At 67.8% G+C, this 13,622-nt stretch carries 11 protein-coding genes; 8 read left to right on the top strand and 3 right to left on the bottom strand.

Features of this window, described 5'->3' with window-relative positions:
* Positions 1-20: 20 nt before the first annotated feature.
* On the bottom strand, positions 21-3,134 hold the full coding sequence (locus VFU06_00425) for a SusC/RagA family TonB-linked outer membrane protein (protein HEU5207845.1): 3,114 nt from the start codon (positions 3,132-3,134) through the stop codon (positions 21-23).
* Between the two features lie 236 nt (positions 3,135-3,370).
* Here VFU06_00425 and VFU06_00420 point away from each other — a divergent pair, with 236 nt between their 5' ends.
* A complete protein-coding gene (locus VFU06_00420) occupies positions 3,371-3,883 on the top strand; it encodes a DinB family protein (protein HEU5207844.1) in 513 nt (170 codons plus the stop codon).
* A 163-nt stretch (positions 3,884-4,046) separates the two neighbouring features.
* Here VFU06_00420 and VFU06_00415 read toward each other — a convergent pair whose 3' ends face one another.
* Positions 4,047-4,220 (bottom strand): hypothetical protein, encoded by a 174-nt coding sequence (locus tag VFU06_00415; GenBank protein ID HEU5207843.1) that lies wholly within the window; start codon positions 4,218-4,220, stop codon positions 4,047-4,049.
* Positions 4,221-4,460: 240 nt separating this feature from the next.
* Between VFU06_00415 and VFU06_00410 the strand changes: the two genes are divergently transcribed.
* The 7 genes from VFU06_00410 (at position 4,461) to VFU06_00380 (ending at position 12,923) form a co-directional block, all read left to right on the top strand.
* Positions 4,461-5,003 carry a VOC family protein gene (locus tag VFU06_00410; GenBank protein ID HEU5207842.1) on the top strand — a complete coding sequence of 181 codons (543 nt, stop codon included), beginning with the start codon at positions 4,461-4,463 and terminating at the stop codon, positions 5,001-5,003.
* Between the two features lie 5 nt (positions 5,004-5,008).
* On the top strand, positions 5,009-5,299 hold the full coding sequence (locus VFU06_00405) for a hypothetical protein (GenBank protein ID HEU5207841.1): 291 nt from the start codon (positions 5,009-5,011) through the stop codon (positions 5,297-5,299).
* A gap of 268 nt (positions 5,300-5,567) precedes the next feature.
* Positions 5,568-7,691 (top strand): multicopper oxidase family protein, encoded by a 2,124-nt coding sequence (locus VFU06_00400; GenBank protein HEU5207840.1) that lies wholly within the window; start codon positions 5,568-5,570, stop codon positions 7,689-7,691.
* Between the two features lie 83 nt (positions 7,692-7,774).
* Complete coding sequence (locus VFU06_00395) at positions 7,775-9,199, top strand: amidohydrolase family protein (GenBank protein HEU5207839.1); 1,425 nt, start codon at positions 7,775-7,777, stop codon at positions 9,197-9,199.
* Between the two features lie 90 nt (positions 9,200-9,289).
* On the top strand, positions 9,290-9,721 hold the full coding sequence (locus tag VFU06_00390) for an OsmC family protein (protein ID HEU5207838.1): 432 nt from the start codon (positions 9,290-9,292) through the stop codon (positions 9,719-9,721).
* Positions 9,722-9,960: 239 nt separating this feature from the next.
* On the top strand, positions 9,961-12,240 hold the full coding sequence (locus VFU06_00385; protein HEU5207837.1) for a S9 family peptidase: 2,280 nt from the start codon (positions 9,961-9,963) through the stop codon (positions 12,238-12,240).
* Between the two features lie 170 nt (positions 12,241-12,410).
* The gene (locus VFU06_00380) at positions 12,411-12,923 is read left to right on the top strand and encodes a hypothetical protein (GenBank protein ID HEU5207836.1); all 513 of its coding nucleotides are present in this window, start codon (positions 12,411-12,413) and stop codon (positions 12,921-12,923) included.
* A gap of 135 nt (positions 12,924-13,058) precedes the next feature.
* Here VFU06_00380 and VFU06_00375 read toward each other — a convergent pair.
* Positions 13,059-13,622: DUF4230 domain-containing protein (locus VFU06_00375; GenBank protein ID HEU5207835.1), on the bottom strand; the 564-nt coding region annotated here is incomplete at its 5' end.

The following is a 13,622-nucleotide window of genomic DNA, read 5'->3' as shown; positions in this document are numbered from 1 at the left end:
CGATCTCGTGAGGGTGGCCATCAGTGCGTCACCGTGACGGAGAAGCCGAACGTGCGGCCCGACGGCGTCTGCGAGTACTCGAAGCCCTGCACGTTGCCCGCGTTGAATGCGGTCTCCGGATCGATGTGCGGCACGTCCGTCCAGAGCGCGAGGTTGCGTCCGATCAGCGCGATCTCCGCCGTGCCCAGTCCGATCCGGTTCGTCCACGTCTGCGGCACCTGGAACCCGAGGCGCACCTCGCGCAGCTTCACGTAGCTCGCGTCGTGCACGAACTCCTCGTGCAGCCCGGTCAGCCCCCGCCAGTAGTCCTGCGCGTCGACCACGATGTCGTTCGGGACCGTGTCCCCATCCACCACACGGACGCCATCGATGACCAGGCCGCCGCCCTCCGCGGGCGTGCGTCCCTCGCGGCGACCCTCCAGCGTCTCGATCAGCACGCCCGAGCGGACGCCGTACGCCTGCGTCAGCGAGTAGATCGCGCCGCCCTTCTGGCCATCGATCTGGACGTGCGCCGAGACCGGCCCGTAGCTGAACGTGTTGCCGAGTCCGCCCGTCCAGTCCGGGTTGTAGTTGCCCAGGTAGCCGTTCGGGTTGTCCGACGTGTTCAGCGGGCGGCCGTTGCTGCCCACCACGATGTTGCCCTGGCTGTCCCGCACGTACTGGCGGCCGTACATCGCGCCGTACGCCTCACCGACGCGCGCTTCCACGTTCACACCGTAGTAGGTGTCGAGCACCAGCGTCTCCAGCCCGTCCGCCAGCTCGACCACCTCGTTGTTGTTCTTGCCGAAGGTGGCATTCACGTCCCAGCGGAAGCCGTTGTCGAGCAGCACCGGCGTGCCGTCGACCAGCAGCTCGATCCCCTTGTTCGAGATCGTGCCGGCATTCAGCATCTTGGTCGTGAAGCCGGTCAGCGGCGAGATCTGCACGGGGACGATCTGGTTGCGCGTTTCCGTACTGTAGTACGTCACGTCGAAGCCGAGGCGGTCCTGCATGAAGCGCATCTCCGCGCCGAGCTCCCAGGACTCTGTGATCTCCGGCTTCAGCTTCGAGTTGCGCAGCGTGTTGCTCGCCGTGAAGCGCGGAGCCGTGCCGAACGGGAACGCGTCCGCCACGTACGGGTCGACGAGCTGGTAGGCCGACGCGTCGTTGCCGACCTGCGCCCAGCCGAGCCGCACCTTGCCGTACGACACGCCCGGCAGGTCGACCACGTCACTCAGGATCAGGCTGGTCGAGACCGACGGGTAGAAGTACGAGTTGTTCGCTTCCGGCAGCGTCGACGACCAGTCGTTGCGCCCCGTCGCTTCCACGAACCAGAAGTTGCGGAAGCCGAAGCTGAGCGAGCCGTACAGGCTGTTCACGCGCGTCTGCTCACGGTAGTCGTCCGCAGACACCTCGACCGCCGAGTTGCCGAAGTCCCACAGCATCGGCACGACCAGCTCGTTCGCCCACGCCCCCAGCCGCCTGTACTCGTTGTCGCGGCGGCTGCCGCCGAATGAACCGCTGATGCTGTAGTTCTCGAGGTTCGGCCACTCTGCACTCAGCAGGAAGTCCGCATTGACCTCCTCGCGCGAGAGCGACGTCTCACCGAATGCACCCGTCGGCGACGAGACCGACTTCGTGCCCGCCGCGTACACCTCCTTGCGGTGCTCGCTCGAAACGTCCGCACCCGCGCGCACCATCAGGTCCAGCCAGTCCGTGAAGCCGTACGTCAGCGAGCCGCCGCCGATGAAGCGGTCACGCGAGTCCCAGTTCTGGTCCTCGAGCTGCGTCCAGTACGGGTTGTTGTTCCAGCGGTTGTTCCAGTTGTACTGGCTGCCATCCTCGTTGCGACGCTTGCGGCGCAGCATCTCCGTGTCGACCTGCCGGCCGAACCACAGGAACTGCCACATCACGTTGTCCTCGCCGTACCCCTGGGCAGGACGGTTCGCCGCATCCGCGTTCATGTACTGCAGCGACGCCTCACCACGCAGCCGCTCCGTCAGGCCCAGCCCTCCTGCCAGCGAGACGGTCGTGCGCTCCTGCTCGAAGCCGGGGAGCATGCCGTCCTGGTTCATGTTGGAGAGGGAAAGACGAAGGGAGGAGTTCTCACTGCCGGTGCTGAGTGCGACGCTGGTGTTGTTCGTGCGGCCCGTCTCGAAGAAGTCCCGCACGTTGTCCGGGTGCGGGCTGAAGGGCGCCGGCTCGTCACCATACAGTGGTTGCACGATCGGCTGCCCCTCCATGAGCGGGCCCCAGCTCTCGTCGGTGGTCGCCTGGAACTCACCGCGCGAGCCCTGCCCGTACATGTTCTGGTACTCGGGCAGCCGGAGCGGTGTGTCGAACGTCATGTCCGCCCGCGCCGTGATCGTAAGGTCACGGGCGCGCGTGCCCTTCTTCGTCTGGATCAGCACGACGCCGTTCGCGGCACGGGAGCCGTACAGCGCAGCCGCGTTCGCGCCCTTCAGCACCGTGATCGACTGGATGTCGTTCGGATTCAGGTCCGAGATCAGGTTGCCGTAGTCGATCGCGTTGTAGCCGCGCGTGCCGGCGGTCGAGTACGAGTTGCTGACCGGGATGCCGTCCAGCACGAACAGCGGCTGGTTGTTGCCCGTCAGCGAGTTGACACCTCGGATCACCATGCGTGCGGAGCCGCCGGGCGTGTTCGAGCTGATGATGTGAACGCCCGAGATCTTGCCCGTCAGCGTGCTCACCAGGTTCGTTTCCGGGGCGCGCGCGAGCCGCTCACCACTCACCGACTGCACCGACGTCGTGACCTCGCGCCGCGTGCGCTCCACGCCGAGCGCCGTGACGACGATCTGGTCGAGCCCGATCGCCGACTCCGACAGCTGCAGCTGAATCGTCGCCGTGCCGCCGGCCGGAACGTCGATCTGTCGCTCGATTTCACCATATCCGATACGTTCCGCGCGCAGCGTTCGGGGTCCCGCCGGAATGTCCGCGAGGAGGAACCCGCCGTTCTGATCGGTCAGCGTGCCGCTCGTCGTGCCGACGATGAACACCTGCACGCCGCTGAGTGGGGCTCCGGAGAGCTGGTCCGTGACCGTTCCCTGGACCGAACCAGTCTGCTGCGCCTGCACTGCCGCCGGGAGGGCGGCCAGGACAAGGAGCACCCAGAGCCCGTGTAGCATTCTTCGCATGACCTCTCCTGTTGCTCGTGGACGGATCCCGACGCGGGACAGGTGCATCCATCGCGGCGGGTTGTGTTGTAGGCGAGCGTGAGCGGCGGGACGCGGGGTACTTCGGCAGTGGTCCCGTCCGCAAACGGGCGCCATTATACGAATCGCACGTCCGCTCCGCAAAGCAGTGGAGGAATGGATCCGCGAGGGCGCTGCGGGCGATCACGTGTTGACAACCATTCGAATGGAGTGACGAAATGTCTCAGCCGGAGGCCTGGCTCGGAGGACCCGTGGAGGGGATCAGTGCTGCGCTGCAGCCGGTCGCGCATTCCTTCGTGCAGGTGCAGCGCGATCTCGAGCAGGTCGTTCCGCTCATCGAGCCGCACGAGCTGTGGATCTCACCCGGCGGCGCCGCCTCGATCGGCTATCATCTGCAGCACCTCGCCGGCAGCACCGATCGGCTGCTTACCTACGCGCGCGGCGAACCACTGCAGGAGGCGCAGATGGAATGGCTGCGCTGCGAGGGGCGGATCCGGCAGGGGGCCACGCCGGTGGACCTCATGGAGCTCGTCGTCGCACAGCTCAGGCAGGCCATGGAGCAGCTCCGGACCACGCCGGACAGCGCACTCGACGAGGCGCGCCACGTCGGGCGCCAGCGGCTGCCTGCCACCGTGCGCGGACTGCTGTACCACGCGGGCGAGCATGCCACCCGACATACAGGGCAGGTCATCACCACGGCGCGCGTGGTGCGCGCGTTCGGCGCACGTTGACCCGGGAGCAGCATCCTACGAAGGAGCCAGCGTACGCCGAGCGTGCGTCGGCCTCGGACGAAACGAGCCGCACGATGCAGAAGATGCGGATGGCATCAAGCGAAGGAGCCGGTGCACGCATCCGCGTGCACCGGCTCCTCGACCCTCGTGCGCAGCGACCTGGTCAGTCGCGGTGCATACGACCCGTCGCCGGCTCGTAGCGCACACCCTTCATGCGCGTGACACCCTTCTCCGTCTGCTTGTAAACCGTCTGCAGCGACTTGGCGGCGGCATTCTTGTCCGACCAGAAGTAGGGTGTCGGCGAGCCGTCCTTACGGAAGATCTTGATGCGGGCCATAGGTGTCTCCGGCTTAGGAGTGGTTCGAATCACGCGGGGGCATTCGAGAGGCAACACATGAAATACCCGGAACCGCTGCCAACGGTCCTCAGCCGCTGATAACGCGGTGTGGCACAACGGCTCGCAGCACGCACGGGCGTTGGATTTCGCAGCCTTGTCCCGGCTCGATCCGGGCCCGCGACGTGCAGACGTTGCACGCGGTCGAGAGTGACGGTTTCACAGTGCCCGGGCGGAGGATCCATGAACAGCGACACGCATCCACGCGGCGACAGCGCTGCCCGCGGCATCGCGCCCGCTGCTGCGCCGTCAGCACCGCGCGGGGCGGCCGGCCGGCCGCAGCATGTCCGCACACCCACCGCGCCGGTCCTGGGCGGCATCCTGGAGGCGGCGGTCTATGGTGCCGATCTCGCCGCGCTCGAGCAGTTCTACGTGAGGGTGCTCGGCATGGCGCGGATCGCGCACACCGCAGGTCGCAATACCATGCTTCGCTGTGGCCACTCGGTCGTCATTCTCTTCGACCCCAAGCGCACGATCGAGCCCGGCGGCACGATTCCGCCGCATGGCGCACAGGGTCCCGGTCACGTCGCACTGGTCGCGTCCGACGACGACATCGCTGCATGGCGGGCACACTTCGCGACGTGCGGCGTACCCATCGAAAAGGAGATCGACTGGCCCGAGGCGGGCACGTCGCTCTACGTTCGCGATCCTGCAGGCAACAGCATCGAGATCGCGCCGGCATCGCTCTGGGGCGGCATTGGACGCCCGTTGCTTTACGAGGATTGAAGGACATGTCCCGCGCGTTCACCAAGGAGGACGGCGCCGAGCCGCAGCGGCGATTCGTGCTGCCGCCGATGCGTGACCCGTCGTACCCGGCTGCCGCCGCGCTCGCGCTGCTCGAGGCGGCCTGCGACGGTGAGACATCGCTGGCCGAGGACGCGACCGGCTACCGGTGGGGCGACCCGGTCCTGCGGGAGCACGTGGAGCGGCTGCTCGAGCAGGAGGAGGCACTGCCGTTCGCGGAGCAGAACGGTCGGTTCCTGCAGGTGGGGCGGAGATATCTGCGGGCGGCGGGTTCCTGAACTGCGGGCTTTGGGTGGTGGGTGGTGCGAGGGGGCTTCCTGAACTGCGGGATGTGGGCGGTGGGTGGTGCGAGGGGGGTGGCGGACACTTCGGGATTGAACGGCGGGTGGGGGGCGGAGGTGGACGGCGCTCATGTCCGTGCACGTCGCTCCGAGGCACACGCCTGCGAGCTGTCATCCGGGTGCGTGGGGTCGTAACTTCCGGCTTCAGTCTGACTGAGGGCTCCTCAGCAGCTCCGAGCTTCGAATTTCCTGGGACAGCGTGTCGATGCGATTGCTGCGGGTTCTGCCGGTCGTGCTCATTGCGCTTGCGGGTCCGTTGCGGGCGCAGGAGCCTGCGGCGGATCTGCACACGGTCGAGCTGATCGGCACGCCGGACCTGCGGCGGTTCGGCGGGACGGCGTTCCTCGTGCCGCCGGAGTCGCCGTTCACGGCGCCGGTCACGGCGGACGGGGTGCATCGCTGGCAGGTCTCGTTGCGCCTGGACTCCCTGCCGGATCCGCGGCTGCTCGGGGAGTACACGTCCTATGTCGCGTGGGCGGCGCCGCCGTCGCTCGCGCCGATGGTGCGACTGGGCGCGGTGAGCTGGCCGGGGCCGAACGTTGCGGTCGAGGCCACACTGGGTCAGGACGTCGCGTTCAACCGGTTCACGCTGTTCCTTTCGCTGGAAGCGCATCCGGATGCTGCTGCACCTGGTGGTCCGTTCGTGCTGCGCGGGCTCTCCCCCAGCATGCGGATGGGCGAAGCGCACATGGTGCAGGCGTCGTCGGCCGAGCCGGAGCACTCGCATCACCATGCGGAGGACGGGTGGGTCATGCCGCCGCCGCACCCGCGGGCCTCGATGATGTACATGCCGGGACTGCAGGGCATGACACCCGATGCGACGCCCTGGCTGCCGGGCGCGGACGTCGATATCGCCGGCATCCCGCACGTCGGGCCGCGCCAGCTTCTCGAGCCGGCGGAGGGCGACACGATCCGGCTCGAGGCAGCACTCGCGCGTCGTCGCGTGCGCGGGCGCGACGTCGTGATGTACGCGTTCAACGGCCAGCAGCCCGGGCCGCTGGTGCACGTGCGCCAGGGCATGACCGTGCACGTCAACTTCGTGAACCGCACCGAGCTGCCGACAGCTGTTCACTGGCATGGCATCCGGCTGGACAACCGCTTCGACGGTGTGCCGCACGTCACGCAGGAGCCGGTCATGCCGGGCGACTCGTTTCATTACGAGATCCGCTTCCCGGATGCCGGCATCTACTGGTACCACCCGCATCACCGCGAGGACATCCAGCAGGACCTCGGCCTGTACGGCAACCTGCTCGTGCGCGATGCTACGCCGGGCGCGTGGTCACCGGTGCACCGCGAGCAGGTCGTCATGCTGGACGACCTGCTGCTGGGCGACACGGGCCTCGTCCCCTATGGCGCGGAGCGCACGACGCACGCGCTGATGGGTCGCTTCGGCAATGTGCTGCTGGTGAACGGCGAGCCGGCACCTGCATACGAGCTGGACGTGCAGCGCGGTGCGGTGGTGCGCTTCTTCTTCACCAATGTCGCGAACACGCGCACATTCAATGTTTCCTTTCCGCACGCGCGCATGAAGGTGGTCGGCTCCGACATCGGCCGCTACGAGGAGGAGGCGTGGGTGGAGAGCGTGGTGATCGCGCCGGCGGAGCGCTACGTCGTCGACGTCGCATTCGACAGCGCCGGCACCGTGCCGCTGCTCAACCGCGTGCAGGCGATCGACCACACGTTCGGTGTGTTCTTCGAGGAGGAGGACACGCTCGGGTTCGTGCGAGTGTCCGACACGCCGGCGACGCCGGATTACGCGTCCGACTTCGACCGGCTGCGCCGCCACGAGGACGTGATCGAGGACGTCGCCCGCTACCGCGAGCATTTCACGCGCGCGCCGGACCTCACCCTCACGCTCACCATGAAGGACGAGGGGCTGCCGTTCCCGCTCGTCTCGCTCATGCGGCTGGACACGCTGTTCTTCAACCCGGTCGAGTGGAGCGGCACCATGCCGATGATGGACTGGCTGCCCACCAGCAACGAGGTGACCTGGACGCTGCGCGATGAAGCGACCGGCCTCGAGAACGAGGAGATCACCTGGCAGTTCGACGTCGGCGACCTGGTGCGCATCCGCCTCGTCAATGATCGCCACACGCTGCACGCGATGGCGCACCCGATCCACATCCACGGGCAGCGCTTCCTCGTGCTGGACGTGAACGGCCGGCCCACCACGAACCACGCCTGGAAGGACACCGTGCTCGTGCCGGTCGGCGGCGTGGTGGAGCTGCTGCTGGAGGTGACGAATCCGGGGATGTGGATGATCCACTGCCACATCGCCGAGCACCTGGAGGCGGGAATGAAGACCGTGTTCGCGGTCAGGCCGGGGTAGTCGGCCCGCCTCTCTTGCAGTGAACGGCCGTGCCGCGCAAGTTCGGCAGCACGGTTCCCCCACATCATCACCAGGAGCGCCCGATGGTTCGCTTCACGGCAGCACTCGCCGCATGCCTGCTCGTCGCGCCGTCCGCGCACGCGCAGTCCTTCGACCAGCTCAGTCGCAACTCGCAGGCGATGGTGTCCGTCCCCGAGCCGGTGGTTGCGCTCACCAACGTGCGGGTCATCGACGGCACGGGCGCACCCGCGCGGGATGGGCAGACCGTCGTCATCGAGAACGGCCGCATCAGCGCCGTCGGGCCCGCCGCGAGCACGCGCGTGCCGGATGGTGCACGCGTGATGGACCTGAACGGGCACACCGTCATCCCCGGCATCGTCGGGATGCACAACCACACGTTCTACACGACGTCCGGCCGCAGCATCCAGGCGAACTTCACCGCGCCGCGACTCTACCTCGCGAGCGGTGTGACGACGATCCGCACGACGGGCAGCATGTCGCCCTACAGCGAGCTGAACCTCAAGCGGCAGATCGAGGAGGGCCAGGCGCCCGGGCCCCGCATGCACGTCACCGGGCCGTACATCAGCGGCGATGGCGCCGGCAGCGGCATGTACGCCGTGGGCACGCCGGAGGACGCACGCCGCGTGGTGCAGTACTGGGCCGGCGAGGGCGCGACCTGGTTCAAGTTCTACACGCTGATCTCCCGCGACGAGATGAAGGCCGCCATCGACGAGGCGCACCGGCTCGGCGTGAAGCTGACCGGCCACCTCTGCTCCGTCGGCTATCGCGAGGCCGTCGAGCTCGGCATCGACGCCCTCGAGCACGGCCTCTTCGCCAACGCGGAGTACGACCCCAACAAGCAGCCCGACCGCTGCCCGCAGACGGCCGGCGCATCGCTCGCCAACGTCGACGTCCGCAGCGACGAGGTGCAGCAGACGATCCGCACCATGGTCGACAACGACGTCGCCATGACGTCCACGCTCGCCGTGTACGAGCTGTTCGTGCCGAACCGGCCGCAGGAGCTGGATCAGCGCATGCTCGACGCAATGTCCGAGGAAACTCGCGAGGAGTACCTCGCCACGCGGCGTCGCATCGCCGAGAACCCGCAGGCCGGCATCGCGCCCGAGGTCTTCCAGAAAGCGATGGCCTTCGAGCGCGCGTTCGTCGAGGCCGGCGGACTCCTCGCCGCGGGCGTCGACCCGACCGGCAACGGCGGCGCGCTGCCCGGCTTCGGCGACCAGCGCAACCTCGAGCTGCTCGTCGAGGCAGGCTTCGACGTGCCGCAGGCGATCCGCATCATGACGCTGAACGGCGCAAAGGCGCTCGGCGTCGACGACGAGCTCGGCTCTGTCGAGGTCGGCAAGATTGCGGACCTCGCCGTGGTGCGCGGCAACCCCGTCGCCGATCCCGCTCAGCTGCGCAACACCACGCTCGTCTTCAAGGACGGCGTGGGTTACGATTCCGCGAAGCTGATCGAATCGGTCAAGGGCGCCGTGGGCGTGCGCTGACCCGGCGCGCGTGTTGCAGCGACCGGCTCACACGTGAGCCGTGACGGCTCGCGTGACCAGGTGAATTCCAGTGTCTTGTGAGGAGGCGGAATGAAGCGGAAGGGACAGGCCGTCTGGCGCGGCGGCGGCAAGGACGGAAATGGCACGCTCAGCACGCCGAGTGGCGTGCTCGCTGATACGCCGTACTCGGCGAAGCTGCGCTTCGAAAACGAGGACGGCCGCGCCGGCACGAACCCGGAGGAATTGATCGCCGCGGCGCATGCCGGGTGTTTCTCCATGGCGCTCGCGTTCCAGCTCGCTGGCGCCGGCGTCACGGCCGAGGAGCTCAGCACGTCGGCCGAGATCGACCTGCAGCAGGAGGAGGGCGGCTGGTCCATCAAGGCCGTGCACCTCACACTGCGCGCCCGCGTGCCGGGCATCGACAGGGCGAAGTTCGAGGAGCTGGCGCAGAAGGCCAAGGAGGGCTGCCCGGTTTCCCGCGTGCTGAACGCGAACATCACGCTGGACGCAGCGCTGGCGTAGAGCGACGAGGCAGGGCGGGAGCGCATGCCGGCTCCCGCCAGGCGCTCCCGCTCCGACCGGCCGTATCAGGGCTGCATCGCGACTGCACCGCAGGCGCTGCGAGCGTGCCCGTCGCGGCCCGCTCGGCGCGCTGTCGTTGCAGCGGGATTCGCGGTGGCCGCCCGCACATTGTATACTATCTGACCAGCACCCGGACGCCTTCCGGGAACCCAATCCACATCCTTTCGACGAGGACTCCGATGCAGACGACACGGCTGCGGATCGTCCGTGCGATCGCGACTTCGCTGTTCCTGACGTCCACGCTGGCTGCGCTCGCGCACGCGCAGCGGCCGATGACGTTCCTGGACGTGCAGGAGATGCGACGCGCGGGCTCGACGGACCTGAGCCCGGACGGCCGCTGGATGCTCTACACGGTCTCCTTCCCGGACTGGGAAGAGGCGGAGCGCCAGAGCGACATCTTCCTCGTTTCGACGCGTGACGGGCTGGCCTCGACGCGGCAGATGACGTTCACGGCGGAGAAGGACGAGCAGTCGCCGGCGTGGTCGGCAGACGGCAGCTTCTTCGTGTTCGCGTCCAACCGTGATGCCGCGAACAACGGCAACCAGCGTCAGCTCTACCTGATGCGGCCGGACGGCGGGGAGGCACGCAAGCTGACGTCGGCAAAGGATGGCGTTGCGGATTTCGCGTTCTCTCGCGACGGGAAGTGGCTGGTCTACCGTGCGGGCAAGAGCGGCGAGCAGCAGCTGTACCGGCTGCCGGTCGCGTCGATCGCGCAGGCGACGACGGAGGAGGTCGAGCCGGAGCAGCTGACGAAGCAGGTCGCGGGTGTCGGCAACTGGGAGCTCACGCGCGACAGCCGACGGATCTATTTCATCACGGCGGACACGCTCGATGCGGACGAGAAGGAGCGTCGCGAAAAGAAGTTCACGGTCGACATCCGCAACGCGGAGACGCCGCTGTCCAGCCTGTGGGCGCTGGACCTGGAGCCGGTCCGTGCGACGCGCCTGACGCGCGACTCGTCGATCACGGTGGACGGCTTCCAGATCTCGCCGGACGGTCGCTGGATCGGTTTCCGCGGCGTCTCGGCGGAGCGATACAAGCGCAACATCACGGAAGAGGGCATCAACAGCGATCTCTTCCTGCTCGAGGTCGCGACGGGGACGATCGAGCGGCTGACACAGAACGAGGAGGTCGGTGAGAACGGCCCGTTCTTCTCGCCCGACAGCCGGCTGGTCGGCTTCATCGCGCCGGACGACCTGACACAGTACAGCATGAAGAACCGTCGCGCGTACGTTCGCCCGGTGGGTGAGCGGGGCGGCGAGTTCCGCAAGCTGGGTGTGAACTTCGACGGCGACATCGGCGGCGGCTTCTGGTCGGAGGACGGTCGCACGTACTACTTCAACGCCGGCATCCGCGCGACGCGGCAGCTCATGGCGCTGGACACCCGCAGCGGCGAGGTGCGCCAGGTGACGGAGGAGCGAGCGGCGCTCGCCGTCGACTTCGATGAGGACAGTGGTCTCTACCTGATCAGCTACCAGGATCCGAAGACGCCGCCGACGCTGTTCGCGGTGGACGACATCGACGATGTCACGCGCCGCAACCGCTGGCGCCAGCTCTACGACGTGAACCCGCAGATCCGCAACATCGCGCTGGGTGAGGAGGAGGAGATCACCTGGACGTCGACGGACGGCAGGGAAGTCGGCGGTGTGCTGGTGAAGCCGGTCGGCTACCGCGAGGGGCAGCGTTACCCGCTGATCGTGGCGATCCACGGCGGCCCGGCCTCCGCCGACGTGCTGGGCTTCAACGGCGGCTACGGCGCGCAGGTCTATGCCGGCGACGGCTACGTCGTGCTGCGACCCAACTACCGTGGCTCGACGAACTATGGTGAGGCGCACAAGACGGACATCGTGGGCAACTACTTCCCGCAGGGCTATGAGGACATCATGGCCGGCGTGGACCACCTGATCGAGCAGGGCATCGTCGACGGCGACCGGATGGGCGCTCTCGGCTGGAGCGCGGGCGGTCACTGGTCCAACTGGATCCTCGTGAACACCGATCGTTTCAAGGCGATCAGCTCGGGCGCGGGCACGTCCAACTGGATCTCGATGTTCGCGCAGAGCGACGTGCAGCGGAACCGCCAGCACTACCTCGGCGGGAGGCTCCCATACGAGGACTACGATGCGTACTGGAACCAGTCTCCGCTCAAGTACATCACGAATGCGAAGACGCCTACGATGATCCACGTGGTCGAGGGCGATCCGCGCGTGCCGAGCCCGCAGTCGGTCGAGCTGCACATGGCGCTGAAGAAGCTCGGCGTCGACACGGAGCTGTTCATGTACCCGGGCAACAGCCACGGCATCCCGGACGCCCGCAACCAGCTCGTCAAGTCGGTCAGCGAGAAGGCGTGGATGGACTACTACGTCCGCGGGCAGGGTGAGAAGTTCGCGTGGCGTGATGTGCTGAAGACGCTGGAGGAGTCGGAAGCGACGCCGGCACCCGCAGTTTCGCAGGAGAACTGACGCAGCCGGACTCCGGCAGCACGGCGCGGGCACGCTCGACGATGGTCGAGCGTGCCCGCAGTCGTTTCTACTGGCCCGGCCCGACCGATGGATCGCGCCCGTCGATGTGCGCGCACTGGCGCAGATGATGCACCTGCAATGTGCGACGCAGGCATTCAACAGGAGGCATCATGGCAGAGCACACACACCGGTCGGACGACATCCGCAGAGATCACCTGGGCGACGACGTGCGCGAGAACGCGCGCGATCGTGACCCCGGTGCCGGCGAGCAGGCCGGTGAGGCCGTGGGCGGGATCGGCGGCACACTCGCAGGCGCGGGAATCGGCTCGCTGGCGGGCCCGGTCGGCACCATCATCGGCGGGATCGCCGGAGCAGTGGGCGGCTGGTGGGCCGGCGAGAAGGCGGGCCGCGCGATCGAGAACATGAACGACGAGGATGACGACTACTACCGTCGCCGCTTCGAATCTTCGGATCGTCGTGACGTGACCTACGACGACGCGCGCGTCGGCTATGGTGTCGGACACGTGGCGGGCCACAATCCGGACTATCGCGGCCGATCGTTCGACGAGGTCGAGTCGGACGTGCGACGCGGCTGGCGTCACGAGCGCCACGACTACGAGTCCATGCGCCCGTACGTGCGTGAGGGCTACGAGCGGAGCTCGCGCAGGGAGCGCCGCGACTGAGGAGGCGAGCGCCGCACGCGGCTCGCGTGCGGTGCTCCCGGAGCACTCGACTGCAGCAGAACGGGGCGGCGCATGAGTCGATGCGTCGCCCCGTTCTGCTGACCACCCCGCGATTTCCGACGGTCCGGCAACCAGTCAGCGGTCGGGCACCGATTCCCAGGTGATCTCGTCACCGATCCGGAACCGGAACTCGGGTCGGATGCCCGCCGCCTCGAACGCGGGGCGCAGCATGGCCTCGATGGCGCGCGCCGTGTTCACGCGCGGCTGCACGGACTGCATCATGTGGCGGTGTCCCTGCGCGCGCAGCGAACGCTCGACCAGGCCGATGGCGCGCTCGCGCACCTGCTCCTCCGTCTCGCGCGACAGGCGTGCCCAGCCGCGGCTGGTCTCCACCTGCATGTTCGACAGCTGTGGCTCCACCGCGTACACGCGCGGCGTCGGGAGCGTGATCTCGATCACGCTGTCGTCCGCCATGCGGATCCGGCCGCGCGTGAGCGAGTCGGCATAGATGCCGTAGATGACGCGGCCGGGCACACGAACCTGTGCGCTGGTGGTACCGAGATCGACGTCCAGCAGCCCCGGCAGCAGCGTCTTGGTGTTCTGCACGCGCGTGTCTGCAGTGACGATCAGCTCGCCGGTGACGAGGAATGCGGCGGAGATCTCCTGCTGCAGCGTCGTGTGCGCCAGGTCGACCATGTC

It is taken from the genome of Longimicrobiales bacterium, from assembly GCA_035764935.1.
In the GTDB taxonomy this organism is placed as follows: Bacteria; Gemmatimonadota; Gemmatimonadetes; order Longimicrobiales; family RSA9; genus DASTYK01.
Note: the sequence above shows the minus strand (reverse complement) of the source record. Positions and strands in the feature narration are given on the sequence as shown.